The organism is Achromobacter sp. UMC71 (assembly GCF_014170305.1).
Classification (GTDB): Bacteria; Pseudomonadota; Gammaproteobacteria; order Burkholderiales; family Burkholderiaceae_B; genus Achromobacter.
The window spans coordinates 40,682-65,681 of sequence record NZ_LZZT01000028.1; the positions used below are offsets into that span (position 1 = coordinate 40,682).

General features: G+C 68.2%; 30 protein-coding genes. 20 read left to right on the forward strand and 10 right to left on the reverse strand.

The genetic code is table 11. The features are described 5' to 3' along the window. Together A9974_RS12855 and phnN are read left to right on the forward strand one after the other, a co-directional pair. Nucleotides 1-744, forward strand: coding sequence for a DUF1045 domain-containing protein (locus A9974_RS12855; protein ID WP_183004478.1), 744 nt, complete (start codon nt 1-3; stop codon nt 742-744). Next, a complete protein-coding gene (phnN, locus tag A9974_RS12860; RefSeq protein ID WP_183004479.1) occupies nt 741-1,319 on the forward strand; it encodes a phosphonate metabolism protein/1,5-bisphosphokinase (PRPP-forming) PhnN in 579 nt (192 codons plus the stop codon). The genes A9974_RS12855 and phnN overlap by 4 nt, the downstream gene beginning before the upstream one ends. A gap of 30 nt (nt 1,320-1,349) precedes the next feature. On the opposite strand, the gene A9974_RS12865 is transcribed toward phnN, so the two are convergent. Further along, entirely contained in the window at nt 1,350-2,309 is a 960-nt protein-coding gene (locus tag A9974_RS12865) for a LysR substrate-binding domain-containing protein (protein ID WP_183004480.1), read from the reverse strand. Nucleotides 2,310-2,435: 126 nt separating this feature from the next. On the opposite strand from A9974_RS12865, the gene A9974_RS12870 reads away from it, so the two are divergent. The 3 genes from A9974_RS12870 to A9974_RS12880 all read left to right on the forward strand — a co-directional run bounded on the left by A9974_RS12870 (nt 2,436) and on the right by A9974_RS12880 (nt 5,808). Next, nucleotides 2,436-4,271: a gamma-glutamyltransferase family protein gene (locus A9974_RS12870; protein WP_183004481.1), complete on the forward strand. Its 1,836-nt coding sequence runs from the start codon at nt 2,436-2,438 to the stop codon at nt 4,269-4,271. 71 nt (nt 4,272-4,342) lie between these two features. Beyond that, nucleotides 4,343-5,314: a tripartite tricarboxylate transporter substrate binding protein gene (locus A9974_RS12875; protein WP_183004482.1), complete on the forward strand. Its 972-nt coding sequence runs from the start codon at nt 4,343-4,345 to the stop codon at nt 5,312-5,314. Then, nucleotides 5,311-5,808: a GAF domain-containing protein gene (locus A9974_RS12880; RefSeq protein WP_183004483.1), complete on the forward strand. Its 498-nt coding sequence runs from the start codon at nt 5,311-5,313 to the stop codon at nt 5,806-5,808. The genes A9974_RS12875 and A9974_RS12880 overlap by 4 nt, the downstream gene beginning before the upstream one ends. A gap of 26 nt (nt 5,809-5,834) precedes the next feature. Here A9974_RS12880 and phnE read toward each other — a convergent pair whose 3' ends face one another. The 3 genes from phnE to phnC form a co-directional block, all read right to left on the reverse strand. Beyond that, nucleotides 5,835-6,629 (reverse strand): phosphonate ABC transporter, permease protein PhnE, encoded by a 795-nt coding sequence (gene phnE / locus A9974_RS12885; protein ID WP_183004484.1) that lies wholly within the window; start codon nt 6,627-6,629, stop codon nt 5,835-5,837. A gap of 72 nt (nt 6,630-6,701) precedes the next feature. Continuing rightward, entirely contained in the window at nt 6,702-7,685 is a 984-nt protein-coding gene (gene phnD, locus A9974_RS12890; RefSeq protein ID WP_183004485.1) for a phosphonate ABC transporter substrate-binding protein, read from the reverse strand. Nucleotides 7,686-7,714: 29 nt separating this feature from the next. After that, entirely contained in the window at nt 7,715-8,560 is an 846-nt protein-coding gene (gene phnC / locus A9974_RS12895) for a phosphonate ABC transporter ATP-binding protein (RefSeq protein ID WP_183004486.1), read from the reverse strand. A 195-nt stretch (nt 8,561-8,755) separates the two neighbouring features. Here phnC and A9974_RS12900 point away from each other — a divergent pair, with 195 nt between their 5' ends. The 5 genes from A9974_RS12900 (at nt 8,756) to A9974_RS12920 (ending at nt 11,445) form a co-directional block, all read left to right on the forward strand. Beyond that, entirely contained in the window at nt 8,756-9,187 is a 432-nt protein-coding gene (locus A9974_RS12900; RefSeq protein WP_183004487.1) for a GFA family protein, read from the forward strand. 53 nt (nt 9,188-9,240) lie between these two features. Continuing rightward, complete coding sequence (locus A9974_RS12905) at nt 9,241-9,606, forward strand: helix-turn-helix transcriptional regulator (RefSeq protein ID WP_183004488.1); 366 nt, start codon at nt 9,241-9,243, stop codon at nt 9,604-9,606. Then, on the forward strand, nt 9,599-10,138 hold the full coding sequence (locus A9974_RS12910; RefSeq protein WP_183004489.1) for an SRPBCC family protein: 540 nt from the start codon (nt 9,599-9,601) through the stop codon (nt 10,136-10,138). Before A9974_RS12905 ends, A9974_RS12910 begins: the two co-directional genes overlap by 8 nt. A gap of 552 nt (nt 10,139-10,690) precedes the next feature. Then, complete coding sequence (infA, locus tag A9974_RS12915; protein ID WP_006221179.1) at nt 10,691-10,954, forward strand: translation initiation factor IF-1; 264 nt, start codon at nt 10,691-10,693, stop codon at nt 10,952-10,954. 158 nt (nt 10,955-11,112) lie between these two features. Further along, entirely contained in the window at nt 11,113-11,445 is a 333-nt protein-coding gene (locus tag A9974_RS12920) for a hypothetical protein (protein ID WP_183004490.1), read from the forward strand. Between the two features lie 48 nt (nt 11,446-11,493). Here the strand turns inward: A9974_RS12920 and A9974_RS12925 are convergent, their stop codons facing one another. Genes A9974_RS12925 through mog form a run of 3 tightly spaced genes read right to left on the reverse strand, consistent with a single transcriptional unit; the run spans nt 11,494 to nt 13,425 of the window. Further along, nucleotides 11,494-12,378, reverse strand: coding sequence for a peptidoglycan DD-metalloendopeptidase family protein (locus tag A9974_RS12925; protein WP_183004491.1), 885 nt, complete (start codon nt 12,376-12,378; stop codon nt 11,494-11,496). Beyond that, complete coding sequence (locus A9974_RS12930; protein WP_183004492.1) at nt 12,378-12,725, reverse strand: hypothetical protein; 348 nt, start codon at nt 12,723-12,725, stop codon at nt 12,378-12,380. The genes A9974_RS12925 and A9974_RS12930 overlap by 1 nt, the downstream gene beginning before the upstream one ends. Nucleotides 12,726-12,774: 49 nt before the next feature. Continuing rightward, entirely contained in the window at nt 12,775-13,425 is a 651-nt protein-coding gene (gene mog, locus A9974_RS12935) for a molybdopterin adenylyltransferase (RefSeq protein WP_183004493.1), read from the reverse strand. A gap of 196 nt (nt 13,426-13,621) precedes the next feature. On the opposite strand from mog, the gene A9974_RS12940 reads away from it, so the two are divergent. The 4 genes from A9974_RS12940 (at nt 13,622) to A9974_RS12950 (ending at nt 17,270) form a co-directional block, all read left to right on the forward strand. Then, on the forward strand, nt 13,622-14,746 hold the full coding sequence (locus tag A9974_RS12940; RefSeq protein ID WP_183004494.1) for a D-alanyl-lipoteichoic acid biosynthesis protein DltD: 1,125 nt from the start codon (nt 13,622-13,624) through the stop codon (nt 14,744-14,746). A gap of 67 nt (nt 14,747-14,813) precedes the next feature. Continuing rightward, nucleotides 14,814-14,939, forward strand: coding sequence for a hypothetical protein (locus A9974_RS29480; RefSeq protein WP_255358783.1), 126 nt, complete (start codon nt 14,814-14,816; stop codon nt 14,937-14,939). 102 nt (nt 14,940-15,041) lie between these two features. Next, nucleotides 15,042-16,517 (forward strand): inorganic phosphate transporter, encoded by a 1,476-nt coding sequence (locus tag A9974_RS12945; protein WP_183004495.1) that lies wholly within the window; start codon nt 15,042-15,044, stop codon nt 16,515-16,517. A 105-nt stretch (nt 16,518-16,622) separates the two neighbouring features. Then, the gene (locus A9974_RS12950) at nt 16,623-17,270 is read left to right on the forward strand and encodes a DsbA family protein (protein WP_183004496.1); all 648 of its coding nucleotides are present in this window, start codon (nt 16,623-16,625) and stop codon (nt 17,268-17,270) included. 32 nt (nt 17,271-17,302) lie between these two features. Here the strand turns inward: A9974_RS12950 and A9974_RS12955 are convergent, their stop codons facing one another. The 3 genes from A9974_RS12955 to A9974_RS12965 are packed head-to-tail and all read right to left on the reverse strand — an operon-like array spanning nt 17,303 to nt 19,208. After that, nucleotides 17,303-17,923, reverse strand: coding sequence for a glutathione S-transferase family protein (locus A9974_RS12955; RefSeq protein ID WP_183004497.1), 621 nt, complete (start codon nt 17,921-17,923; stop codon nt 17,303-17,305). 17 nt (nt 17,924-17,940) lie between these two features. Then, on the reverse strand, nt 17,941-18,258 hold the full coding sequence (locus A9974_RS12960) for a chaperone modulator CbpM (protein ID WP_183004498.1): 318 nt from the start codon (nt 18,256-18,258) through the stop codon (nt 17,941-17,943). Between the two features lie 2 nt (nt 18,259-18,260). Then, nucleotides 18,261-19,208 carry a DnaJ C-terminal domain-containing protein gene (locus A9974_RS12965; RefSeq protein WP_183004593.1) on the reverse strand — a complete coding sequence of 316 codons (948 nt, stop codon included), beginning with the start codon at nt 19,206-19,208 and terminating at the stop codon, nt 18,261-18,263. A gap of 232 nt (nt 19,209-19,440) precedes the next feature. Here A9974_RS12965 and A9974_RS12970 point away from each other — a divergent pair, with 232 nt between their 5' ends. The 6 genes from A9974_RS12970 to A9974_RS12995 all read left to right on the forward strand — a co-directional run bounded on the left by A9974_RS12970 (nt 19,441) and on the right by A9974_RS12995 (nt 24,982). Beyond that, nucleotides 19,441-19,926, forward strand: coding sequence for a GNAT family N-acetyltransferase (locus tag A9974_RS12970; RefSeq protein ID WP_183004595.1), 486 nt, complete (start codon nt 19,441-19,443; stop codon nt 19,924-19,926). 57 nt (nt 19,927-19,983) lie between these two features. Continuing rightward, nucleotides 19,984-20,313, forward strand: a complete 330-nt coding sequence (locus A9974_RS12975; RefSeq protein WP_183004499.1) for a DHCW motif cupin fold protein — start codon at nt 19,984-19,986, stop codon at nt 20,311-20,313. Between the two features lie 97 nt (nt 20,314-20,410). Then, on the forward strand, nt 20,411-21,046 hold the full coding sequence (gene yfcF, locus A9974_RS12980; RefSeq protein ID WP_183004500.1) for a glutathione transferase: 636 nt from the start codon (nt 20,411-20,413) through the stop codon (nt 21,044-21,046). Between the two features lie 19 nt (nt 21,047-21,065). Continuing rightward, the gene (locus A9974_RS12985; protein ID WP_183004501.1) at nt 21,066-21,467 is read left to right on the forward strand and encodes a VOC family protein; all 402 of its coding nucleotides are present in this window, start codon (nt 21,066-21,068) and stop codon (nt 21,465-21,467) included. A 186-nt stretch (nt 21,468-21,653) separates the two neighbouring features. Next, nucleotides 21,654-24,041: a DUF3141 domain-containing protein gene (locus tag A9974_RS12990; protein ID WP_183004502.1), complete on the forward strand. Its 2,388-nt coding sequence runs from the start codon at nt 21,654-21,656 to the stop codon at nt 24,039-24,041. Continuing rightward, the gene (locus A9974_RS12995; RefSeq protein ID WP_183004503.1) at nt 24,038-24,982 is read left to right on the forward strand and encodes a phosphate acetyltransferase; all 945 of its coding nucleotides are present in this window, start codon (nt 24,038-24,040) and stop codon (nt 24,980-24,982) included. The genes A9974_RS12990 and A9974_RS12995 overlap by 4 nt, the downstream gene beginning before the upstream one ends. The last annotated feature ends 18 nt before the right edge of the window (nt 24,983-25,000 follow it).

The following is a 25,000-nucleotide window of genomic DNA, read 5'->3' on the forward strand; positions in this document are numbered from 1 at the left end:
ATGCCCTTGGCCCACCGCTATGCCCTGTACCTGGCCCCCACCGGCCCCTGGCGCGACCTGGGCAGCCGCTGGCTGGGACGCTGCGCCGACACCGGCGCGGCCCTGCCGCCGCTCCCAGGCCAACCCGAGGCCGCGCAGGATTGGACCCGCGCGCCGCGCCACTACGGCCTGCACGCCACCCTGAAACCACCGTTCCGGTTGCGCGCCGGCGCCACGCCGCAAGACGTGGACGCCGCCGCGCGCCGCCTGGCCAACGCCGACAGCGCCTTTGCCATCCAGCTGGACTGCGAGCCGCTGCGCGGCTTTCTGGCCTGGCGCATCGCCGAACACGATGCCGACGGCCGGGCCCGCATCAACGCCCTGGCCGCCGCCGCCGTGCGCGGCCTGGACGAACTACGCGCCCCGCCCACCGCCGACGAACTGGCCCGCCGCCAGCCGCAGGCGCTGCCGCCCGAACAGCAGGCCATGCTGGCGCGCTGGGGCTACCCGTATGTGTTCGACACCTTCACCTTCCACATCACGCTGACCGGCAAGCTGGAAGGCGCCGCGCTGGAACAGGCGCAGGCCGTGGTCGCCGCCTTCGCCGACCCGCTGCGCGGCCAGGCGATGCCGGTGACAGGCGTCAGCGTCTACGTGCAGCCCGAGGCCGGCGCCGACTTCATCGCAGCGCGCCACTATGGCTTTGACGGCACCCGGGCCGACGCCGCCGGCGCCGCCTACCTGCAAGGACCGGCCGCGGCATGAACCCGCCCGCCCCCGCCAGCGGCGCGCGCCTGGTCTATCTGATGGGCGCGTCCGGCAGCGGCAAGGACACCTTGCTGCGCCTGATGCGCGCCCGCCTGCACGGCGATGAGCCCGTGCTGGTGGCGCACCGCTACATCACGCGCGACAGCGGCGCCACCGAAGACGCCCTGCGCCTGACCGAAGCGGAATTCGCGCGCCGCGCGGCGCTGGGCTGCTTCGCCCTGCGCTGGGCCAGCCATGGCTTGCACTATGGCATCGGCATCGAGGTCGATACCTGGCTGGGCTGCGGGGCGGCCGTCATCATCAACGGGTCGCGCGCGCACCTGGCCGACGCGCACCAGCGCTATCCCGCCCTGACCGCGGTGGAGATCACCGTGGAACCCGCCCTGCTCGCGCGCCGGCTGGCCGAACGCGGCCGCGAAAACCCGCAGCAGATCGCGCTGCGCCTGATGCGCGCGGCGCAGGACTTTGCCGTGCCCGAAGGCTGCCGCCTGCTGCGCGTGGGCAACAACGGCGCGCCGGAAACCGCGGCCGCCGAACTGCTGGACATCGCGCGGGGCCGGCTGGCCGCTTGAATCCGGCGGCGTTGCCGGTCCGCGATGCCATCACGCCGCGGGCCGGGCGTCCGCCCCCAGGTCCGCGCACAGTTCCAGCAGGATCGCCGAAAACCAATCCTCGGCCGCCAACGCCTGCTCGCGCCGCCGCCGGATCAGATTGATGGGCGGCAGTTCCCAGCCGAAATCCCACGGCACCATGCCCAGCTTGCCGCGCTGGCAGATTTCGCGCGCGATGTCTTCGGGCACCACCGACACCAGCGTTTCGTTGGCGCTCAGCATGCCTTCAATGACGTCGGTCGAATAAGCCTCCAGCACCGGCGACGGCGAACGCAGGCCGGCGCGGATGAAGTGCTCGACGATCAACTGGCGCGTCGGCGTATTGGCGGCCGGCAAGACCCAGTCCATCCCGGCAAGCGCGGCCCAATCCGGCTTGCGGCGGGCCAGGCGTTGCGCCAGCCGGCTGTGCGCGATCACCCGCGGCCGCTGGCGGTACAACACCCGGTGGCTCAGGTCGTCCAGCGCCACCGTCGAGGTCGCGCGGCTGATGATGCAATCGAGCTCGTGCCGGCGCAGCATCGGCACGAGGTGGTCGGTGGTGGCGCGATGCAAGGTCAGCGTGACGCCATGGCGCTGATGCAGCCGGCTGATCGCCGCCGTCAACAGCGCGCTCGATACGTAGGGCACCACGCCCACGTGCAGATGGGCAGCGCGGCCGTCGTGCAGCGCCTCGACCTCGCGCGCCCACAGGTCCAGGTCGTTCTGCAGATGGCGGGCGCGCACCAGCGCCAGCTCGCCCAGGGGCGTGGCCTGCATGCCCCGCCCCGTGCGCAGGAACAGCGGCGCGCCGAAGATGTCTTCCAGCTCGGCCAGCGCCTTGGTCGCGGCCGGCTGGCTGATGCCGGTGGCCGCCGCCACGCGGGTCAGCGTGCCGTGCTTGGCGATATTGGCCAGCAGGATCAGGTGCCGTTGCTTCAGGCGGTTGGCAAGGCGGGAAGCGTCCCAGATCACGGCGTTTTCCTATAACCAGATGGTTATTCAATTATGCCAACAAAGGCGATTGCAGTTATTTCATGACCCTATACTGGGGCCGTCCATCGCCGCCCCGCGCGGCCCGCCCAGCCAGCCCGAACGCCCATGTCCTCATCCTTTACGACCCGACCAGAAATACGCGGCACCTTCGGCGTCGCCTCGTCCACGCATTGGCTGGCCTCGCAGGTCGCCATGAGCGTGCTCGAGCGCGGCGGCAACGCGTTCGATGCGGCGGTGGCGGGCGGTTTCACGCTGCAGATCGTCGAGCCGCACCTGAACGGCCCCGGCGGCGAAGTCCCCATCCTGTTCTGGAGCGAGAACGAAGGCCGCATGCGCGCGCTGTGCGGCCAGGGTCCAGCCCCCGCGCTGGCCACGCCCGCCTACTTTCGCGGGCTGGGCGTGGACCTGGTGCCCGGCATCGGGCTGCTGCCCGCCACGGTGCCCGGGGCGTTCGGCGCCTGGCTGACGCTGCTGCGCGACTACGGTACTTGGGAACTGGCCGACGTGCTGCGCCCGGCCATCGACTACGCCCGCAACGGCTTTCCGATGGTGCCGCGCATCACGCAGGCCATCCTGGCGGTGCAGGCGCTGTTCCGCGGCGAATGGACCAGTTCGGCCGCGATCTGGCTGCCCGATGGCCGCGTGCCCGCGCCGGACGCCCTGATGCGCACGCCCGCCATCGCCGCCACCTACACCCGCATCCTGGACGAGGCCCACGCCGCGTCGCCGGACCGCCGCGGCCGCATCGACGCCGCACTGGACGTCTGGTACCGCGGTTTCGTGGCCGACGAGATCGACCATTTCTACACCCACGAGGCTGTGCGCGACACCACCGGCCAGCGCAATCGCGGCCTGCTGCGCAAGTCGGACCTGGCCGATTGGCGCGCGCGCTATGACGAACCGGTCACCCTGCAATATGGCCGCTATACCGTGGCCAAGTGCGGCGTCTGGTCGCAAGGCCCGGCGCACCTGCAGCAACTGGCGCTGCTGCGCCACCTGGGGGTGGATACGCTGGATCCTTGCTCGGCGCCGTTCGTGCATCGCGTGGCCGAGGCGGCCAAGCTGGCCTTCGCCGACCGCGCCGCCTGGTATGGCGACCCCGACTTCACCGACGTGCCGCTCACGGACCTGCTCAGCGACGACTATGCCCACGCCCGCGCCGCCGGCATCGGCCCGCGGGCGTCGGACGCGCTGCGGCCCGGCAGCCCCGGCGGGCGCGCGCCGCGCCTGCCCGACCTGGACGCCGCCGCGCGCACCCTGGCCGCGTCCGACACGCGTTTCGGCGTGGGCGAGCCGACCTTCGCCGCGCTGCCGCCCGTCGCCGAATGGGCCGCGCGCGAGATCTTCGTGGGCGACACCTGCCAGATCGACGTCATCGACCGCGACGGCAACATGGTCGCCGCCACGCCGTCCGGCGGCTGGCTGTCGTCCAGCCCGGTGGTGCCGGGGCTGGGCTTTCCCTTGACCACACGCTTGCAGATGACCTGGCTGGACGAAGGCGTGCCCGGCCAGCTGCAGCCGGGCAAGCGCCCCAACACGACCTTGTCGCCTGGCCTGGTGCTGCGCGACGGTCAGCCCTACATGGCGTTCGGCACGCCGGGCGGCGATCAGCAGGACCAATGGACCGTGGCGTTTTTCCTGCGCCATGTCATGGGCATGAACCTGCAGGAAGCGATCGAGGCGCCGTCTTGGCATATCGACCATTTCCCGGGTTCGTTCTGGCCGCGCGCCCTGACGCTGAACCGCCTGACGGTGGAGGCACGCATGCCCGAGGCCACGCTGCAGGCGCTGCGCGACGCGGGCCACGATGTGCGCGTGGGGCCGGACTGGTCCGAAGGCCGCATCAGCGCCTGCACCCGTGAACCGGCGGCTGGCGACGGCCTGCTGCTGCGCGCCGGCGCCAACCCGCGCGGCATGCAGGGCTACGCGGTCGGCCGGTAGCGCGAGTCCACACGTCAACGTTTTCCATCCAGCCGGCAACCAGACCGGCCACATCACAAGGGGTAAACACCATGAACATTTTCCAACGACTGCTGCGCGCATGCACCCTGGGCCTGGCCCTGGCCGCGCCTGCCTGGGCGCACGCCGCCTGGCCCGAGAAGCCGATCACGCTGATCGTGCCGTGGGCGGCCGGCGGGTCCACCGATATCCTGGCGCGCGTGCTGTCCGAAGGGCTGACGCAATCGCTGGGCCAGCCCGTCATCGTGGAAAACCGCTCGGGCGCGTCGGGCAACATTGGCACTACCTTCGTGGCCCGCGCCAAGCCGGACGGCTACACACTGCTGGTGGGCTCGATGAGCACCCACACGATGAACCAGGCGCTGTATTCCAGCATGCCGTTCGACGGGGTCAAGGACTTCACGCCCATCGCCGAGCTGGCGCTGGTCACCAACACCATGGTGGTGCACCCGTCGGTGCCGGCCGCCAACCTGAAGGAATTCATCGCCTACGCCAAGGCCAACCCCGGCACCGTCGCCTACGCCTCGGCCGGCCAGGGCTCCACCAATCACCTCAGCGCCGCACTGTTCGAGAAAGCCGCCGGCGTGAAGATGATGCACATCCCCTACCGTGGCGGCGCGCCCGCGGTGATGGACACCGTGGCCGGCCGTACCCAGGTGCTGTTCAGCGCCGGCACGCAGACCCTGCCGCACGTGCAGACCGGCAAGCTCAAACTGCTGGCCGTCACGGAAGAACAACGCTCGCCGCTGCTGCCCGACGTGCCCACCGTGGCCGAAACGCTGCCCGGCTATGAACTGTCGGTGTGGTACGGCGCCTTCGGCCCGGCCGGCATGCCGCCCGAACTGACCGCTCGGCTCAACCAGGAGATCAACCGCATCCTCAAGCGGCCCGACGTCATCAAGAAAATGGCCGACATGGGCGTGCTGCTGATGGACACCACGCCCGAGCAGTTCGCCAAGGTGCTGGCGCACGATGCCGACAAGTACGGCAAGCTGATCAAGGAACTGGGAATCACCGCCGAATGAGCACGCTTTTGGACACCGCCTGCGCCCTCGACCGCCTGGCGCAGGCCTACGCCGACGCGTCGGCGCACGCGGCCTTCGCCGCCGTCGACGCCCATGCGCAGGGCGTGCTCGGCCATACGCTGTGCACCATCAACCGCCACGACGCGGCCCGGATGCGCGTGGTGCGCCTCTACAGCTCGAACCCCGCGGCCTACCCGCCCGGCGGCAACAAGGACAAGCGCGGCACCGCGTGGGGCAACCATGTCCTGCTCGAATGCAAGGTATTTGTCGGCGAAGGCGAGGCCGCCATCCGCGAATTCTTCAATGACCACGATGCCATCCGCGAGCTGGGCTTGCAGTCGGTGATCAACGTGCCGGTGGTGTATGACGGCGCCTGCCTGGGCACCGTCAACTTCCTGATGCCGCGCGCCGCGCTGTCGGCGGCGGACATCGCCGCCGCGCGGCTGGCGGGCCTGCTGGCCCTGCCCGCCTTCCTGACGCTGGCACCGGGCTGACGCCAGCGCGGGGCCGGGGCCCAAGCCTAGATCAGCGCGCGGCGGATACGGGACGACACCATGTCGATCACCACCACGAACGCCACGATGATGATCATGACCGCGCAGGTCTCGGCGTAGCGGAAGCTGCGGATGATTTCCCACAGCACGGTGCCGATGCCGCCCGCGCCAACGATGCCGACCACCGAAGCCGAACGCACGTTGGACTCGAAACGGTACAGCGAATACGAGATCCATAGCGGCAGCACTTGCGGAATCACGCCGTAGACGATTTCTTCCAGCGCATTGGCGCCCGTGGCGCGCACACCTTCGACCGGACGCGGGTCGATCGCCTCGACGGCTTCGGAAAACAGCTTGGCCAGCACGCCGGTGGTGTGCACCCACAGCGCCAGCACCCCGGCAAAGGGGCCCAGGCCCACCGCCACGATGAACAGCATCGCGAACACCATTTCATTGATGGCGCGGCAGGCATCCATCAGGCGCCGCATCGGCTGGTAGACCCAGGCCGGCACCATGTTCGACGAGCACAGCAAGCCCAGCGGCACCGCCAGGACGATCGCCAGGAACGTGCCCCACACGGCGATCTGCACCGTCACGACCATCTCGTCCAGGTACATGCGCCAGTCGCGGAAATTGGGCGGAAAGAAGTCGGCGGCGAACTGCGCCATGTTGCCGGAGTCCCGCAGCAGGTCCAGCGGCCGCATGTCGGCGCCGCGCCAGGACATCACCAGCAGCGCCAGTACGACGGCCCAGACGAGCAGGACCGGCAGCGACGAGCGCGGCGCGGCGGGGGAACGGGAAGTGGGCACGGCCAGGGTCATATCGATTCCAGATGAAAAGTCCGATGAACGCGCGCCAGCGCCTGCTGCGAGGCGCCGGCGCGCGTGGCATCGTTACTGCTTGGCCGTGGCCGGTTGGCCCAGGCTGGCCAGCTTGCGGTCCAGTTCGGCCAGCTGCTTCTGCTTTTCGGCCTGGCTGATGGTGGCGTCGCCTTCGACCTTGGCCTTTTCGCGGGCCAGTTCGATCTGGCGGATCGGCACCAGTTGCTGGTTGTCCGACGCGCGAAAGCCCTGGTAGGTCAGCGCCTTCAGGTTGGCCAGTTCACGCTCGGCGTCCTTGCCCTTGCCGTAGTTCACGAAGAAGTCGCGGATCTTGGTCTTCATGTCGGCCGGCAGGTCAGTGCGCATGACCAGCGGATCGGCCGGGATCAGCGGCGATTTCCACAGGATGCGCACGCTGTCGTTGGCGTCCTTGCCGGTGCTCAAGCGATACCGCTCCAGCGCCTCGGTGTTATTGACGGCCACATCCACCTGCTTGTTGATGACCGACAGCAGGTTGGCTTCGTGGTTGCTCGAACGCACCGTCTTGAAGAAGGTCTTGGGCTCGATCTTGTTGGCGGCCCACAGGTAGTAGCCGGGCACCGCGGTGCCCGACGTGGAGTTGGGATCGCCGGCGCCGTAGCTCAGCTGGCCGCGGCGCTTGAGCACGTCGTCCAGGGTCTTCAGGTCGCTGTCCTTGTTGACGATCAGCAGCGACCAGTAGCCCGGGTTGCCGTCCTTGTCGATCACCGAAGCGAACACTTCGCCGTTGGCGCGGTCCACGGCTTCGATGGCGGCCTTGTTGCCGTACCAGGCCACCTGCACCTTGTTAAAGCGCATGCCTTCGATGATGCCGGCGTAGTCGGACGCGAAGAACGGCTTGACCGGCACGCCGATCGCGCGGCTCAGGTCATCGATGACCGGCTGCCACACCGACTTCAGGTTGGTCGACGATTCCGTCGAGATAATGCCGAAGTTCAGCGGCTTGGCGTCTTGCGCGTGGGCTTGCGTGGACAAGGCGGCAGCGGCGATCAGGGCACAAAAGGTTCTGCGTAGCATGGAAAGCTCCGGGTAGGAAAGCGGGGGAATCAGGCGGCGTAGGCCTGTTGGGAAAGCGGCGCCAGGCCCGCCGGCAGGGGCGGAAGCTGGGGCGAATATTCGGGCAGCAGCTCGCTCAGTTCCGAGCCGTACAGGTCGCGCAGCATGGCGGGGGTCAGCTCGGCCGAGGGGCCGTCGTAGACCACCTTGCCGTGGCGCAGCGCCACCACGCGGGGGCAGTAGCGCAGGGCCACGTCCACCTGATGCAGCGACACCACCACGGCCACCTTGCGCGTGCGGTTGATCTGCGCCAGCGTGTCCATCACGCGGCGCGAGGATTCCGGGTCCAGCGAGGCGATCGGCTCGTCGGCCAGGATCACGCGGGCGTTCTGCACCAGCGTGCGCGCGATGGCCGCGCGCTGCTGTTGGCCGCCGGACAGCGTCGAGGCACGCTGAAATGCATAGTCGTCTATACCAACCTGGGCAAGCGCATCGAGCCCTTGGCGGACTTCGGCGCGCAGGAACACGCGGATCAGGCTGCGCCACATCGGCACACGCGGCAACAGGCCGGTCAGCACATTGGTGATCACCGGCAGGCGGCCCACCAGGTTGAATTGCTGGAACACGAAACCGATGCTGGCGCGGGCGGCGCGCACGTTGCGCGACAGGCGGCCATTGCGCTGGATCAGCTGACCGTTGACCGTCACGCTGCCTTGCCCGGCATCGCCGGCGACAAAGCCGGCCAGGTGGCGCAGCAGGGTGGACTTGCCGGAGCCCGAGGCGCCCAGCAATGCCACCATTTCACCGTCCTGCACGCGCAGGCTGACGTTGTCCAGGGCCAGCGCGCCGGGATGGAAGGATTTGCTCAGGCCTTGCACTTCGATGGCGGTTGTCATCGTCGAATCCCCTTGGGTAGTTCATGGGCGCATTCTGTTTTCGCGGCATGACAGCGCGATGACGTGGCGATCGAATCATTTGGCGGAAAATGGGGGCATGGCAACCGACTGAAAGACATCCGTCATATAAGGCCACGCCGCTGTCGCAGGCCGCGGGTATATTCAAGGAATCCCCCCTTTCGCCAGGCGCTCATCATGATCAAAGGTTCCTGCCTCTGCGGCCGCGTTGCCTACGAAATCAGCGGCCCGCTCACCGACGCCCTCAATTGCCATTGCGAGATGTGCCGCAAGTCGCATGGCGCGGCGTTCCGCAGCCGAGCCACCGTCCAGGCCAGGGACTTCGCCTGGAGCAAGGGGGAAAACCACGTCACCTGGTACTGCTCGTCGCCGGGCAACTACCGCGGCTTCTGCGAAGCCTGCGGCACGCCCCTGCTCAGTCGCTTCGACCAGACGCCGGACATCTACGGCCTGCCCCTGGGCGCGCTGGACGACGACCCGGGCGTCAAGCCCGGCGCGCACTGCCACGTGGCCAGCAAGGCGCCGTGGTTCGACATCACCGACACGCTGCCGCAATACCCCGACGCCTACGAGAACGCGGAAACGGCGCTCCCGCACGCCGTTACATAAATATTCAACCTTGGGGTTGAGCTTCTATCGAAAAGCGGGCTATATTCAACCCCATGGTTGAACTTATGCCCTCCCCCTCCCTGGATGCCGTCTTTCGCGCGCTGGCCGATCCCACGCGGCGCGCGATGCTGCGCAGCCTGGCCGAGGCGGACCGGACCATCGGTGAACTCGCCGCGCCCCTGCGCATGAGTTTTGCCGGCGCCTCCAAGCACGTGCAGGCGCTGGAACGGGCCGGCCTGCTGCGGCGCACCGTCAAGGGCCGCAACCATGTGTGCAGCCTGGAGCCGGCCCCCATGGCCGACGCCATGCAATGGCTGCGTTTCTATGAACAGTTCTGGTCCGGCAGGCTGGACGCGCTGGCCGCCGCGCTGGCGGCCGACACGCCCCCGGACAGCCCCCAAGGAGAGCACCATGAGTGAATACGCCGTCGTCACCGGCCCCGAGTCCCTGACCTTCACCCGCGTCCTGCCGGGCAGCGTCGAGCGGGTCTGGGCCTTCCTGACCGAATCCGACAAGCGCGGCCAGTGGCTGGCCGCCGGTGACATGGAGCTGCGCGAAGGCGGCGGCGTTACGCTGCGTTTCGTCCACGCCGACCTGTCTTCCGTGGCCGAGCCCACGCCCGAGCCCTACAAGCCCTATGAAAACGGCGTCACCACGCATGGCGTCATCACCCGCTGCGAACCACCGCGGGTGCTGGCCTTCACCTGGGGCGGCTCGCGCGGCGAACCGTCCGAGGTCACGTTCGAACTATCGCCCCAGGGGCACGACACTCTGCTGGTGCTGACCCACCGCAAGCTGGCGACGCGCGACGACATGATCGACGTAGCCGGCGGCTGGCACGCCCACTTGGGCGTGCTGGCGGCGCGCCTGGCCGGCCGCAGCCCGGGCCCGTTCTGGTCCGCGCTGCAACGCTGGGAAACCGATTACCAGGCCCGCATCCCGGCGCGATAAGCGGCGCGGCGCCCGCGGCCGCCCCGGGGCGGCCGCCGCCCAGTCGTTCAATAGCAACTATCGCGCCGCTACGGCAGATAAAAACTGGCTAAATATTGCGCTTTGCAGTAACATCAGTCCGTGATTTTTCCGCAAAAACCGGGCTTCTGTCACTCTGCGTGCCAACCTGCGGTTGCGGGTCTATCCAGGCCATGCCTGGCTTGCCTCGCGGAACTGCAACCGGTTTTCTTGGGTGAAACCTGCCACTGTCCCGTAGCGCATCGCAGCACACCGCGCCGCCCGGCACTGCAGCAGACGCTCCAACCCGCTTCTTCCGGCTACGCGCCACAAGCGCCGAACCGCGACCAAGCCGCGCATCGCGCGCACACAGCCCTCGCGGCGCGAGTATCCGTCATTTCAGACATCCACTCGGGATGCCGTGGCCCCTACCGCGCCTGCCCGGACGTTTTACGTTCAACCGCTGGACCTGGCTTACAGAGTCCAACGCGCCCGCCGCCCCTGCGGCGCGCCATGCCGCGGGCATGGCGGCGCGTAATGATCAAGGAGTAAAGAATGGCTAAAGAAGAACTCATCGAATTGGATGGCATCGTTGACGAAGTGCTGCCCGATAGCCGCTACCGCGTCAAACTGGACAACGGCATCGAAGTCGGCGCCTACGCCTCGGGCCGCATCCGCAAGCACCGCATCCGCATCCTGGCGGGCGATCGCGTCACCCTGGAAATGTCGCCGTATGACCTGACCAAGGGCCGCATCAACTTCCGCCACAAGGACGAACGCGCTCCCGCGCCGCATCGTCCCCAGCAATACCGCCGCTAAGCCGGGCACCGGGCCGGCCCGTGCGCCGGCCCTGATCGCTTGCTTCGGCGCGGGCGGCCTTAACCTTTGCCCGCGCCCTGCCGTAGTAATGCGCAAGACCCCGGTTCATGAAAAAATGGCGCGCAGCCGCCATGCCGGCGGGACACGCACGAAGCAAGATGGATCTGACACAAGAATTGAAAGAAGCCGCTGACCAGCTCTCCCTGACGCGAAGACGATTCGCTCGGGGAGAAGAAGGCCTGCGCCTGCTCCATCAATCGCGCGAGGCGTTCATCAACAGCCTGCGCAACACCGGCCTGACCTACGCCGAAGCCAAGACCAAGTACGACAATTGCCTGGACGAGCAGGAAGTGCAGTTGCACGGCCTGCTGGACCAGATGATGTATGCCGAGCGCATGCACCAATTCGTCCTGCACCGCATCGCCTTGCAGCAGCCCCAGGCGGCGCCCCCGGCCGCGCCCGAACCGCAGGCGCAAACCGTCACCGCTTGACGCGTCTGCGGGGCCCGGCGCGCCCGCAGGCGCCCCGGCCGCGCCCTATCAGGGCTTGAACGCGCCGATGAAAATGGCGGGGTCGACCCGCGCATCATTCAGGCTGACATTCCAGTGCAGGTGCGGGCCGGTGGCGCGGCCAGTCGCGCCGACCTTGCCCACCAGGCCGCCGCGCGCCACTTCGTCGCCCACCTTCACGTCTATCGCCGACATGTGGCAGAACATGCTGACGAAGCCCTGGCCATGGTCCAGGAACACGGTCTTGCCGTTGAAGAAATAATCCCCCACCAGCGTCACCACACCCGCGGCCGGCGCCTTGATCGGCGTGCCGGCCGGTACCGCGAAATCCAGGCCGGAATGCGGGTTGCGTTCTTCGCCGTTGAAAAAGCGGCGCAGGCCGAACGGGCTGGACAGCCGGCCGCCCGTGACGGGGCGGTCCAGCAGCACGTTGCTGGGCGTGACGCCGGCGCGGTAGGCGCGGTTGGCCGCCGTCTGCTCGGCCAGCTCGCGTTCAATACGCTTCATGTCGTCAGGATCGGGATTGACCTGGCGCGGGTTCTTCAGCGTGATGTGCTGGGCCACATATTCCTTGGCGCGCACCGTGAAGGGCAGCTTGCGGGTGGCGGCGCCGTCGCGCACGGCTATCTCTTGCGCGCCGGGCTTGACCGTCAGCGGAATGCCGACAATGGCGATCCATTGCTTGCCATCTTCGCGCACCACCAGCACGCGGCGGTCGCGGTAGGTGACCTCGGGCGCGCTGGCCCCGTCGCCCAGGGACAGCACGGCCACGCCGCCCGGCACCGGCGCATTGAGCTTGCGGGTGATGAAGCCGCCCGCCTGGCCCGAAGCGGCTTGCTGCGCCCGGACCGGCAGGCCCAGGCACACGGCGGCCGCGGCCACGCCCAGCCGCAACATGTCTCGGCGTTGCAGCATCACTGTTGCAGGCACAGGTTGGCCGGTTCGATCAGGCTCTGGTCGCGCCGCGTGATGCGGGTCGACAGGCGGGTCTCGGTCTTGCCCTTCCAGGTGGTGGTGGTCAGCACCGCCTCGACGCCCAGGCTGTCTTGCTGGATCAGTTCGAAGCCGTTGCGCACCGCCTTCCGTTCGAAATTCACGCCGATGCCCTTCCAGGCGTCGGCAACGCAATTGGTGTAGTCCTCGGCCGAGCGCTGGGTGGATCCGAAGAACACCGGATCGCGGTCGCGCACGTCTTTGACGTTGGCGCAGGCCGACACGGCGAGCAGGGCGGCGGTAAGGGACAAGGCGGTACGGACCTTCATGTCGGGACTCTCAGACGTGGTGAAAAGGGTGGAGAAAAGGGGCGGCCAACTATACCGCAGCGTCCCCGGCAGCCGGTTGCGGGCGGCGCGCCGATTTGGGACGGAAGGCGGCGATGACCTCGGGGCGGGTCTCGGCATAGGGCCCGCCGATCAGGTCGATGCAATAGGGAATGGCGGCGAAGATGCCGGGCACCAGCACCGAGCCGTCGTCGGCCTTCAGGCCTTCGAGGGTTTCGCGGATGGCCTTGGGCTGGCCCGGCAGGTTCACGATCAGGGCGGCGTGCGAAGGCCGCTCGCGGATGACGGCGACCTGCCGCGACAGGATGGCCGTGGGCACGAAGCGCAGGCTGATCTGCCGCATCTGTTCGCCGAAACCGGGCATTTCCTTGGTGCCGACCGCCAACGTGGCCTCGGGCGTGACGTCGCGCCGCGCCGGACCGGTGCCGCCGGTGGTCAGGACCAGGTCGCAGCCGCAGGTATCGACCAGTTCGATCAGCGTGTCGGAAATGCGCGCCGGCTCGTCGGGAATCAGGCGGTCCACGGCCTGCCAGGGCGAGGCCAGGGCCCCGTCCAGCCATTCGCGCAGGGCGGGCAGCCCCTGGTCCTGATAGGCGCCGGCCGAAGCGCGGTCGGAAATGGACACCAGGCCGATGATCAGTTCGTCGGGGTGGCGGCGGGCGATTCGGGTAGGGGTAGTCATGACGAGGATGCTATCGCATTCTCCGCCGGCCCACCCGGCCGTGAGCGGCGCCCCGACCATCCGCAGCTGTCGCAAAAAGGGGAATCCGGGGGCGCCTGCGGGTTTGCGCGCTTGTCTGGGTCATGGGGCCTGGATAACATCCGCTCACAATCCGATCCCTCATTTTGAGACGCGCGCCGCGCCCTCCTGGTTTCTCATGTTCAAACGCACCCTTGGGCAGCATGCGCTGGCGGCGGCACTGGCCTTGACGGTCGCCGTGGCCGCGGGCTGGGGCGCCTGGCACTCGCTGGCGCTGCGGACCGGCCCCGCGCCCGCCGCGCCGGCAGGCGTCTATATCCATAACCTGGGCAATACCCTGCAGGACCAGACCCGCAACCTGTCGCGGCTGAGCCAGGCGCTGCGCACCGGCGACCGCCTGGTGGTCCTGGGCTCGTCCGAGCTCACCAGCACCGACCTGCGCTTTGTGCCCTACCGCTTCCTGGCCGACGAGCTGCAAATGCCGGTCATGGCGTACGGCCATTCCGGCTTCCAGTCACTGGGCATGCAACTGGTGCTGGCCGCCCTGGCCGACGACCTGTCGCCGGCCTCGCGCGTGGTGGTGATGGTGTCGCCCGGCTGGTTCGACGGCGACGGCGGCCTGGGGCCGGACGAATTCCGGGAGCACGCCAATCCCCTGCTGCCCCGCCTGCTGCGCCAACCCGAGGGCCGCGAACAGGTGGCGCGCTGGCTGCAGGACAAGGGCGACGCCCGCGTGGCGTGGTCGATGGCGTCCGAGCAGGCCTATGTGTTCCGCCAGCGACTGGTCGATCTGTGGACGCCCGCCTATGCCGCGCCCGCCCCGGAAAGCGAACGCGCCGGCCCCGCTGCGGCCGCCCGCGTGGTGGACTGGGACGCCCTGGCGCGCGAAGCGCAGGACGCCGAACAGGCGCAGATGGCGCACAACCGCTACGCGGTGCGCGACGACTTCTTCGACAAGTACCTGCAGACGGTTCCGGCGGGCGGCAAGGCCGCGTTCCAGCCCCAGCCGCTGACCGGCAAGGACGAATTGCGCGAATTGGCCGCGCTGATGCAATTGCTGCGCAACCATGGCGTGAACGCGCTGTTCGTGATGCAGCCACTGCACCCGCTGGTGTTCAAGGACCTGGACCGATTTGGCCCGATACAGCGCGACGTCAATGCCCTGTGCGCCCGCTACGCCATGACCTGCATGGACATGTACGGCGCGCCCTACGAGATCGGCACCCTGCGCGACGTGCAGCACCTGGGCGAACTGGGCTGGCTGCGGGTGAACCAGCGCATCGCCGAGGTATTCCGCCCATGACGCCTCGGAACACCCTGCTGCCCCCCCGGCCGGTAACGCCGTCCCTGCCCGCCCTGGAGCGCCCGCAATGAAGAAAACCCTGTGGCTATGCCTGCTATACCTGGGGCTGCTGGCGGTCATGATGATCCAGGCCGATACGTCGGCCAATCTGGGCAAGCCGATCGAGATCGAATTCCAGTACCAGAAATTCTAGGGGCGAGCCCGGGCGGGGCGCCGGCCAGGTTGTCGAAAGCAACCGGGGACAGGTCACAAATCTGTAATAATCTGGGCCTCGCCGGAACCTCCCCCCGCCTCCATGTTCTCCCTCTTCCATGGCCTAGACCTCTGGGTCGGCCTCAGCCTTGCGCTGGCCCTGACGTTCGTCCTGGCCTTCGAATTCATCAACGGCTTTCACGACACGGCGAACGCCGTCGCGACGGTCATCTACACCAAGGCGATGCCGCCGCACCTGGCGGTAGTGCTTTCCGGGATCTTCAACTTTCTGGGCGTGCTGCTGGGCGGCGTGGGCGTGGCCTACGCCATCGTCCACCTGCTGCCGGTGGAACTGCTGATCAACGTGGATACGGGGCGCGGGCTGGCCATGGTGTTCGCCATGCTGGCCGCCGCCATCGCCTGGAACCTGGGCACCTGGTATTTCGGCATTCCGGCGTCCAGCTCGCACACGCTCATCGGCTCCATCCTGGGCGTGGGCCTGGCCAATGCCCTGATGACCCATCTGCCCCTGGCGGACGGCGTCAACTGGGGCAAGGCGATCGACATCGGCGCCTCGCTGGTGGTGTCCCCGGTGGCCGGTTTCCTGGTGGCCGGCGGCCTGCTGCTGGCCTTGAAACGCTGGCTGCCGCTGTCCAAGATGCACAAGACGCCCGAACAGCGCCGCGCCATCGACAACAAAAAGCACCCGCCGTTCTGGAACCGCCTGGTGCTGGTGCTGTCGGCCATGGGCGTGAGTTTCGTGCACGGCTCGAACGATGGCCAGAAAGGCATCGGCCTGATCATGCTGGTGCTGATCGGCATCGTGCCGGCCAACTTCGTGCTGGACACCAACAGCACCACTTACCAGATCGAACGCACCCGCGACGCGGCCACCCACCTGTCCGCGTTCTACCAGCGCAACGAAGCCATGCTGGGCGACTTCCTGGCGCTCAAGCGCGCCGGCTCGGCCTCGGACCTGCCGCGCAATTTCCGTTGCGATCCGGAACTGACCTTGCCCACCATCGACGCGCTGCAGGCCGATCTGCACGGCGTCAGCAACTATGCCGACCTGTCGCCGGCCAAGCGCATCGACGTGCGCCGCTACCTGCTGTGCCTGGACGACACCGCCAAGAAGGTGGCGCGCATCGAGGGGCTGCCGGGCCGCGAGCGCACCGACCTGCAGCGCCTGCGCGGCGACCTCACCGCCACCACCGAATACGCGCCTTTCTGGGTCATCGTGGCGGTGGCGCTGGCGCTGGGCGCCGGCACCATGGTCGGCTGGCGCCGCGTGGTGCTGACGGTCGGCGAAAAGATCGGCAAGCAGGGCATGACCTACGCGCAGGGCATGTCGGCCCAGCTGACCGCGGTAGGCGCCATCGGCCTGGCCAATGTGTTCAGCCTGCCAGTATCGACCACGCACGTGCTGTCGTCCGGCGTGGCCGGCACCATGATCGCCAACAAGAGCGGCCTGCAGGGCGGCACGGTGCGTAACATCCTGCTGGCCTGGATCCTGACGCTGCCCGCCTCGATGCTGCTGGCGGCCGGCCTGTTCTGGATCGGCGTGCAGATCGCCGGCTAGGGGTCAGCGCCAGGGGCCGCGGCCGCGCGATCCGCGCGGCTGGCGCAACACTCTGGCTACGGCGCCGGGCTATTTCCGGCGCGGGCGCGCCGCTACCATGGCGCCATGGCTACCCCACTCCCCACCCTGCATTACATCTACGATCCGCTTTGCGGCTGGTGCTACGGCGCCGCGCCGCTGGTGGAGGCCGCCCGCGGCATCGCGGGCCTGATGATCGCCGCCCACGGCGGCGGCATGATGACGGGCGGCAACATTCAGCCCGTCACCGAGGCGCTGCGCCGCTACGTCATGCCGCACGACGAACGCATCGCCGGCCTGACCGGCCAGGAATTCGGTCCCGACTATTTCGACGGTTTGCTGCGCGACCACGGCGCGGTATTCGATTCGGCCCCGCCCACCACCGCGGTGCTGGCCGCCGAAACGCTGGCCGGCCGCGGGCTGGACCTGCTCAAGCGCCTGCAGCACGCCCATTACGTGCAGGGCAAGCGCATCGCCGACCCCGCCGAGCTGCAACGCCTGGCCGAGGATATCGGCCTGGATGCCGAGGGCTTTCGCGCGGCCTACGCCGTGGCCCGGGGCGAGGCCACCGCGCGCCACATCGCGCAAAGCCGGGCCCTGCTGACGCGGGTGGGCGGCTCGGGCTTTCCGACGCTGGCGCTGGAACGGGACGGCGCCTATACGCTGCTGGAACCCAGCCGCTACCTGGGCCGCCCGTCGCAATGGCAGGCGGACCTGCGCGAACGCATCAAATAGCGTCTGCCGCGCCGGCGGCGCCTGCGGCCCCGTCAGGCGCTGGTCTCGCCGATATCGCCGTCGCGCTGCAACGCGCGGTGCATCGCAGGACGCGCGGCCAGCCGTTCGGCGTAGGCCGAGAACACCGGGTTCTCGGCAATCATCTTCACCTGCATCATGAACTGCAGCGTGCCGCCCAGCACGATGTCGACCGCGCTGAAATGGTCGCCCAGGAAATAGGGCCGCTCCTGCAGCACGTGCGCCACGACCTGCTCGACCTCGTCGGCCGAGCCCCAGCCCATCGTCCCACTCTTGTGCGCCGTTTTGAAGGCGCGCTCGGTCATGGCCGGCTCGAACACGCCGGTGGAATAGGCCAGCCAGGTCAAATAGGGCCCGCGCTGCGGATCGCCGACAACCGGGCCCAGGCCGGCCTGCGGATAGAGGTCGGTCAGGTACAGCGCGATGGCCGGGGTTTCGAAGATCGTCACCCCGTCGTGCACCAGCGCCGGCACCTTGCCGTGCGGGTGGATGTCGATGTAACCGGGGGAAAGTTGGCCGGAGCCGTCGCCGCGGCGGATCGACACCATTTCGGTGTCATACGGCACGCCCAGCTCTTCCAGCAGCCAGAGTATCCGGAACGACCGCGAGCGCGGCGCGTGATAAAGGGTCAGCATGGTCTCGGTCTCCCAGATTAGTCACCGGCGCCGCCCAGCGCGCGCAGTTGCGCCTTCAGGCGGCGCACCTCCTGGCTCAGGTCCAGGATCAGGGCCACGGCGTCCAGGCCGGCGCCGAAATCGCGTTCCAGGCGGCGCGCGTCCAGGGCGCGTTGCAGGTCCAGGCTGTAGAAGCGCCATTCGGCCGGACGCGGTCCGCTGGCCTCGACGATGCCGACTTCGACCAGTTGGGCGACCCACTCCACTTCGGCGCCGCAGGCGCGGGCCAGATCGTCGGCGCTGAGCGGCTGCGATTTGCCCACCACGGTGGCGCTGGTGATGACGAGTTTCTTCATGGTCAGACCCCCAGGTGGCGCCGCGGGTTGAACGGCAGATCTTGTTGCAGCTTGCGGTAGGCCTGCTTGGCGGCCTCGGTGTCGGCGGGCGGCAGCGCCAGCTCGAGCACCAGGTACAGGTCGCCGGGTGGATCGCCCGGGATGCCTCGGCCACGCAGGCGCAGCTTGCGGCCGTTGGCCGAGCCCGCCGGCACCGAGACTTCCACGGTGCCGCCCGGCGTGGGCACGTTGACCTGGGCGCCCAGCGCCGCTTCCCAGGGCGCCACGGGCAAGGTCATGTACAGATCGCGCCCTTCGGCCCGGTAGCGGGCGTGCGGCTTGAAACGCACTTCCAGGTAGAGGTCGCCGTTTTCGCCGCCGCCGTAGCCCGGCATGCCCTGCCCGGCCAGGCGGATGTATTGGCCTTCGCGCACGCCCGGCGGAATGCGCACGCTGAGCGTGCGCGTCTGCACTTGCGGCCGGCCCTGGTCGTCCATCTGCATGGAGCGCAGGCTGATGTCGCGCGTGGCGCCCTTCAACGCGTCTTCGAGATCGACCTCGATCGCCGCGTGATGGTCGTCGCCGCGGGCGCGGAATTCCTGCTGCGCGCCATGGCCCGTCGCACGGCGGCCCCGGTCGCCGAACAGCGACGAGAAGAATTCGCTGAACTGGGCTTCGTCGCCGGGCGCGGCGCCGCGGTGGAATTCGAAGCCCTCGTCCCAGCCAGGGGGCGGCTGGAAACCGCCGCCGGGCGACACGCCGGCGGCCAGGTTGTCGTAGGCCTCGCGCTTTTCCTTGTCGCGCAATACGTCGTAGGCCTCGTTGACGTCGCGCATGCGCACCTCGGCATCGCTTTCCTTGCTGACGTCGGGGTGGTATTTGCGGGCGAGTTTGCGGTAGGAGCGCCGGATCTCGTCGTCGGTGGCGCCGCGCTCCACACCAAGAATGCTGTAGTAGTCCTTGAACTCCATTTTCCAGCCCATGGTTAGGGTTGCAGCCAAAGGCGGCTCGCGCCGGATTCGGCCCTGAACAGAAAGAAGATAGGGGTTGTCGCCCGATTTTTCAATGCGATTCGCCAAGATTGCGGCTTCGCGCATAATTGCAGGTTGGGCGGCCGCGCAGGCTGGGCCACGCAGGCCACCCACGCGCCCGCAAATGCCGAGCCGGCTGCGCCGCGCCATTGCCAACGAACAGGAACCGATCGTGCTGGAAATCATCGACGTCGACTTCAACAACCCGGAACACGGGCAACAAGTGCTGGCCATGCTGAACGAATACGCCAGCGGCCCCATGGGCGGCAACTCGCCCCTGCCCGACCACGCCCAGCGCAACCTGATTCCGGAACTGGCACGCCGCCCGACCGCGCATGCCTTGCTTGCGCGGGTCGACGGTCAGGCCGCCGGCGTGGCCATCTACCTGGAAGGCTTTTCCACCTTCGCCTGTCGCCCGCTGGTGAACCTGCATGACCTGGGCGTATCGCCCCGCTTCCAGGGCATGGGCGTGGGCAAGCAGTTGCTGGCCGCGCTGGAAACCCGCGCCCGCCAGATGGGCTGCTGCAAAATCACGCTGGAAGTGCTGGAAGGCAACGACGTGGCCCAAGGCCTGTACCGCAAGCTGGGCTACGAAGGCTATTCGCTGGACGAAGAGACCGGTCGCGCCATGTTCTGGCAGAAGAAACTGGCCGCCTGACCCAAGCTCCGCCCACGGCTTCCGGGCGGCGCGCCCGCCCTCCCCAAAGGACTTTCCATGAAGATGAGCAACATCCCCTTCGGCACCACCGACTGGTCCGACGTTGACGCCACCGAACACCCCGGCGATACCGGCATGGCCTACTGGCGCACGCGCCAGTTCGGCGACCTGCGCGTGCGCATGGTGGAATACACCGCCGGCTACCTGGCCGACCATTGGTGCAGCAAGGGCCACATCCTGTTCTGCCTGGAAGGCGAGCTGCACACCGAGCTGGAAGACGGCCGCCGCTTCGTGCTGACCCCTGGCATGAGCTACCAGGTGGCCGACCAGGCCGAGCCGCACCGCTCGTCCACCGCCATCGGCGCCAAGCTCTTCATCGTCGACTGACGCGCCGGCGCGACACGCCAAATTTCAATTGCGTTACGCTTTGCGGTACGCCCCCTTGGTGCGTACTCATTTATCCACCGCCAGACCGGAGAAGCTCTTGGGCGCCCCGTTTACGCTGTTTGTCGATTCCCAGTTCCTCAGCCCCTACGCCATGTCGGCCTACGTGGCGCTGACTGAAAAACAACTGTCCTTCGAAGTGCGCCTGATCGACCTGGACGCGGGCGAGCAGCGCATGCAGCCCTATCAGTGCCGCGCCCTGACCGCGCGCGTGCCGGCGCTGACGCACGCCGACTTCAACCTGACCGAATCCACCGCCATCGCGGAATACCTGGAAGACCTGTATCCGGCGCCGGGCTGTACCGCGCTGTATCCGGCCCTGCCCCAGGAACGCGCCCGCGCCCGCCAATTGCAGGCCTGGCTGCGCAGCGACCTGGCCGCCCTGCGCCAGGAACGCCCCACCGAAACCGTCTTCTACGACCAGCCCGGCCAGCCCTTGTCCGATGCCGGCCATGCCGCCGCGGCCAAACTGATCCACGTGGCCAGCGCCCTGATCGGCGCGGGCCAGACCTCGCTGTTCGATCAATGGTGCCTTGCCGACCTGGACCTGGCGGTGGCGCTGCGGCGCCTGTGGCTGGACGGCCTGCCCGATCCGCTGCGCGACTATGCCGAAACGCAGTGGCAACGCCCCTCGGTGCGCAAATGGCTGGAGCACAACGCGGCCGCCCGCGCGTAAGCCGCCTGCCGGAGCCTCCATGCAATTGCTGGATCACGTCTCCATCAGCGTCGCCGGGCTGGATGCCGCCCGGCCTTTCTACGACGCCATCATGCAGGCCCTGGGCGCGGCCAAGGTCTACGACCGCGTCGACGCCCTGGGCTACGGCGAACGCTGCCAGCCCGGCGATGCCGGCCATAGCTACCTGACCATCCAGGCCGATGCCGGCGCCCCGCCAGCCGCCCCCGCGCGGCGCCACTGGTGCTTCAAAGCCGCCAGCCGCACCGCGGTGGACGCCTTCCATGCCGCCGGACTGGCCCAGGGCGGCCGCGACGACGGCGCGCCGGGCCTGCGGCCGCATTACCATCCGCATTACTACGCCGCGTTCCTGCTGGATCCGTCGGGCAACCGCATCGAAGCCGTGTGCCACGACGCGCCCTAGCGCGCCGGCCGGCGGGGTAAAAACCAAGAGGGACGGATAGTCCCCAGGCGTTTGACTTGCATCAACCCCACCTATGTTGCGATGCAACATCCATTCAGGTGTAATGGGGGGGTCAAGTCAGCTGGTTCCACTGGAGCCAGTCCGGCGGCAACCGTGCCGCCGGGAGCATACCTAGAGGAGATCGCCATGGCCGAATCCGGCAACGATCGTGTCCCCGCCCCGTCCTTCAATCCCTGGACGGCCGCCTATGAATACGCTGTGGACGCCTGGCAGCGTGCCGTGCTCTATGCCGATGTGATGCGCCAGCGTGGCAACCAATACCACGAGCACATGGCCAAGCGGGCGCCCAACGTGCTCAGCATGGAATACGAACTGGTGCTGGATGGCCGCGAACTGGCCCGCCCGGTCAACTACGGCCTGTTGCGCATCAAGCCGCCCGATGGCGTGGTGGTCGACCCGATCAAGCGCCCCTTCCTGGTGGTGGACCCGCGCGCCGGGCACGGCCCCGGCATCGGCGGCTTCAAGCCCGAAAGCGAAATCGGCGTGGCGGTGCGCGCCGGCCACCCCTGCTATTTCGCCACCTTCCTGCCGCGGCCCATGCCGACCCAGACCGTCGAAGACGTGATGATGGCCGAGGCCTACTTCCTGGAAGAAATCATCGCCCGCCACCCCGACGCCGAAGGCAAGCCGGTAGTGGTCGCCAATTGCCAGGCGGGCTGGCAGATCATGATGACCGCCGCGGTGCGGCCGGAGCTGTTCGGCCCCATCATCATCGCCGGCGCGCCGCTGTCCTACTGGGCGGGCTGGCGCGGCATGAACCCGATGCGCTATTCCGGCGGTCTGCTGGGCGGCAGCTGGCTCACCGCGATGACCAGCGACCTGGGCAATGGCACCTTCGACGGCGCCTGGCTGGTGCAGAACTTCGAAAACCTCAATCCCGCCAACACGCTCTGGTCCAAGCAATACAACCTGTATTCCAAGGTCGACACCGAAGCCGGCCGTTACCTGAGCTTCGAGAAATGGTGGGGCGGCCACGTCTTTTTGAACGGGCCGGAAATCCAGTACATCGTCGACAACCTCTTCGTCGGCAACCGCCTGTCGACCGCCGGCCTGGTGACCTCGGACGGCATCCGCATCGACCTGCGCAACATCCGTTCGCCCATCGTGGTGTTCTGCTCCAAGGGCGACAACATCACGCCGCCGCCGCAGGCCCTGGGCTGGATCCCCGACCTGTACCAGGACGACGCCGAAGTGCTGGCGCATGACCAGACCATCGTCTACGCCGTGCATGAAAGCATCGGCCACCTGGGCATCTTCGTGTCCGGCAGCGTGGCGCGCAAGGAGCACCAGGAATTCACGTCCAACATCGACATGATCGACGTGCTGCCCCCGGGCATCTACCAGGCGGAAATCACCGACAAGACGCCGGAAACGGCGAACGCCGACCTGGCTGATGGCAACTACGTGCTGTCGTTCGAACAGCGCAAGCTGGACGACGTGCGCGCCATCGTCGACCGCAAGGAAGACGATGACCGCCGCTTCAAGGCCGTGGCCCGCATCTCGGACATCAACCTGGGCATGTACCGCAGCTTCGTGCAGCCCTGGGTGCGCGCCTTGGTCACGCCGCAGTCGGCCGAATGGAGCCAGCGCCTGCATCCGCTGCGCCTGCCCTACGAACTGGTGTCCGACCGCAATCCGCTCATCGCGCCGATCGCGCGGGTGGCCGAGCAGGTGCGCGAACATCGTCAGCCGGTCTCGCCCACCAACCCCTTCCTGATCGCCCAGGAAATGTTTTCGAACATGATCGAGACCAGCCTGAACATCTTCCAGGAATTGCGCGATTCGGCTGACGAACGCACCTTCATGGGCGTCTACGGTTCGCCCCTGGTGCAGGACCTGGCTGGCCTGGGTGGCAAGGACGGCTTGCCGCGCCGTCACCCCGGCGTTTCGCCGGAACACCGCCGCTTCATGCAAGAGCGCGCCGCCGAACTGCGTTCCATGCTGCAGGAAGGCGGCCTGCGCGTTGCCGCCATCCGCATGCTGCTGTACGTGGCCGGCGCCGAAGGCGGACTGGACGAGCGCAGCTTCGCGCTGATCCGCAAGATGCGCGCCGAAGCCGGCAACGCCATGACTTTGCAGGAATTCAAGGACATGGTCCGCGACCAGGCCATGATGATGCGGCTGGATTCGGCGGCCGTGTTGCAGACCATGCCAACGTTGCTGGAAGGTTCGCCGCCCGCCGCCATCCGCGACGCGCTGGCCGCGATGACGCACGTGCTGGAAGCCACCGAGTCGCTGAACCCGGCTGCGCAGCAGAATCTGGCCGAGATGGAGCGCATCTTCGAGACCGCTGCGCGTCGTGCGCAGCAACACCAGCCCGCGCCCAAGGCGCGCCGCGCGGTTCGCGCCGCGGCCGCCAAGCTTGAAACGCATGACGTTACCGTCCCCGGCAAGACCGAGCGGGCGACGGCCAGGAAGGCTGCCCCCCTCAAGGCCTCGCCGAAAAACGCCGCGCCCGCCAAGAAAGCCGCGCCTGCGCGCGTCCGCCAACCCGCCAAAGACAAATCCGCATGAGTCTGCCCACCTCCACGCATTACGACAAGCTCATCGCGCGCGCGCAAACGCTGGAACCCGCGCGGTGCGCCATTGCCCATCCTTGCGACGAACCGTCGCTGTCGGCCGCGCTGGAAGCGCGCGATCTGGGCCTGCTGCGGCCGATTCTGGTGGGTCCGGAGCGCAAGATCCGCGATACGGCCGAACAGTTCCGGCTGAACCTGGGCGACGCCCGCATCGTCGACGCGCCGCACAGCCACGCCGCGGCCGAAGCCGCCGTGGCCTTGGTGCGCGGCGGCGAAGCCTCGCTGCTCATGAAAGGCAGCCTGCACACCGACGAACTGATGCATGAAGTGGTGGCGCGCGCCACGGGCCTGCGCAGCGGCCGGCGCATCAGCCATGTGTTCATCATGGAAGTGCCGACCTACGCCGAGCCGCTGTTCATCACCGATGCCGCCATCAATATCTTTCCCGACCTGGAAACCAAAGCCGACATCATCCGCAACGTGATCGACCTGCACCATGGCCTGGGGCTGGGCGAACCGCGCGTGGCCATCCTGTCGGCCGTGGAACAGGTCACCCCCAGCATCCCCAGCACCATCGAAGCGGCCGCGCTGTGCAAGATGGCCGACCGCGGCCAGATCACGGGCGGCCTGCTGGACGGCCCATTGGCGCTGGACAACGCCATCAGCCCCGACGCCGCCCGCATCAAGGGCATCCGCTCGCTGGTGGCGGGTGTGGCGCAAGTGCTGGTGGTGCCCGACCTGGAGGCCGGCAACATGCTGGCCAAGAACCTGACCTTCCTGGCCAACGCCGAAGCCGCGGGCATCGTGCTGGGCGCACGCGTGCCCATCATCCTGACCAGCCGCGCGGACAGTCCGCGCTCGCGGCTGGCGTCCTGCGCCGTCGCCGCGATCTACGCGCACCACCTGGCCCAGCAGCAGGCGCGTCCGCTGGCCTGAAGCCGCGGGGCCGCAGGG

What these genes read in the sequence shown, in the direction of transcription:
- A9974_RS12995 (WP_183004503.1), top strand. Translation starts at nt 24,038, where the DNA reads ATGAGTCTGCCCACCTCCACGCATTACGACAAGCTCATCGCGCGCGCG.
- A9974_RS12910 (WP_183004489.1), top strand. Translation starts at nt 9,599, where the DNA reads ATGAGTGAATACGCCGTCGTCACCGGCCCCGAGTCCCTGACCTTCACC.
- A9974_RS12925 (WP_183004491.1), bottom strand. Translation starts at nt 12,378, where the DNA reads ATGCTGCAACGCCGAGACATGTTGCGGCTGGGCGTGGCCGCGGCCGCC.
- A9974_RS12920 (WP_183004490.1), top strand. Translation starts at nt 11,113, where the DNA reads ATGGATCTGACACAAGAATTGAAAGAAGCCGCTGACCAGCTCTCCCTG.
- infA (WP_006221179.1), top strand. Translation starts at nt 10,691, where the DNA reads ATGGCTAAAGAAGAACTCATCGAATTGGATGGCATCGTTGACGAAGTG.
- A9974_RS12880 (WP_183004483.1), top strand. Translation starts at nt 5,311, where the DNA reads ATGAGCACGCTTTTGGACACCGCCTGCGCCCTCGACCGCCTGGCGCAG.
- phnD (WP_183004485.1), bottom strand. Translation starts at nt 7,685, where the DNA reads ATGCTACGCAGAACCTTTTGTGCCCTGATCGCCGCTGCCGCCTTGTCC.
- A9974_RS12905 (WP_183004488.1), top strand. Translation starts at nt 9,241, where the DNA reads ATGGTTGAACTTATGCCCTCCCCCTCCCTGGATGCCGTCTTTCGCGCG.
- A9974_RS12975 (WP_183004499.1), top strand. Translation starts at nt 19,984, where the DNA reads ATGAAGATGAGCAACATCCCCTTCGGCACCACCGACTGGTCCGACGTT.
- A9974_RS12855 (WP_183004478.1), top strand. Translation starts at nt 1, where the DNA reads ATGCCCTTGGCCCACCGCTATGCCCTGTACCTGGCCCCCACCGGCCCC.
- A9974_RS12930 (WP_183004492.1), bottom strand. Translation starts at nt 12,725, where the DNA reads ATGAAGGTCCGTACCGCCTTGTCCCTTACCGCCGCCCTGCTCGCCGTG.
- A9974_RS12950 (WP_183004496.1), top strand. Translation starts at nt 16,623, where the DNA reads ATGGCTACCCCACTCCCCACCCTGCATTACATCTACGATCCGCTTTGC.
- phnE (WP_183004484.1), bottom strand. Translation starts at nt 6,629, where the DNA reads ATGACCCTGGCCGTGCCCACTTCCCGTTCCCCCGCCGCGCCGCGCTCG.
- phnN (WP_183004479.1), top strand. Translation starts at nt 741, where the DNA reads ATGAACCCGCCCGCCCCCGCCAGCGGCGCGCGCCTGGTCTATCTGATG.
- A9974_RS12965 (WP_183004593.1), bottom strand. Translation starts at nt 19,208, where the DNA reads ATGGAGTTCAAGGACTACTACAGCATTCTTGGTGTGGAGCGCGGCGCC.
- phnC (WP_183004486.1), bottom strand. Translation starts at nt 8,560, where the DNA reads ATGACAACCGCCATCGAAGTGCAAGGCCTGAGCAAATCCTTCCATCCC.
- A9974_RS12900 (WP_183004487.1), top strand. Translation starts at nt 8,756, where the DNA reads ATGATCAAAGGTTCCTGCCTCTGCGGCCGCGTTGCCTACGAAATCAGC.
- A9974_RS12875 (WP_183004482.1), top strand. Translation starts at nt 4,343, where the DNA reads ATGAACATTTTCCAACGACTGCTGCGCGCATGCACCCTGGGCCTGGCC.
- A9974_RS12990 (WP_183004502.1), top strand. Translation starts at nt 21,654, where the DNA reads ATGGCCGAATCCGGCAACGATCGTGTCCCCGCCCCGTCCTTCAATCCC.
- A9974_RS12960 (WP_183004498.1), bottom strand. Translation starts at nt 18,258, where the DNA reads ATGAAGAAACTCGTCATCACCAGCGCCACCGTGGTGGGCAAATCGCAG.
- A9974_RS12945 (WP_183004495.1), top strand. Translation starts at nt 15,042, where the DNA reads ATGTTCTCCCTCTTCCATGGCCTAGACCTCTGGGTCGGCCTCAGCCTT.
- A9974_RS12985 (WP_183004501.1), top strand. Translation starts at nt 21,066, where the DNA reads ATGCAATTGCTGGATCACGTCTCCATCAGCGTCGCCGGGCTGGATGCC.
- A9974_RS12955 (WP_183004497.1), bottom strand. Translation starts at nt 17,923, where the DNA reads ATGCTGACCCTTTATCACGCGCCGCGCTCGCGGTCGTTCCGGATACTC.
- A9974_RS12940 (WP_183004494.1), top strand. Translation starts at nt 13,622, where the DNA reads ATGTTCAAACGCACCCTTGGGCAGCATGCGCTGGCGGCGGCACTGGCC.
- A9974_RS12870 (WP_183004481.1), top strand. Translation starts at nt 2,436, where the DNA reads ATGTCCTCATCCTTTACGACCCGACCAGAAATACGCGGCACCTTCGGC.
- mog (WP_183004493.1), bottom strand. Translation starts at nt 13,425, where the DNA reads ATGACTACCCCTACCCGAATCGCCCGCCGCCACCCCGACGAACTGATC.
- A9974_RS29480 (WP_255358783.1), top strand. Translation starts at nt 14,814, where the DNA reads ATGAAGAAAACCCTGTGGCTATGCCTGCTATACCTGGGGCTGCTGGCG.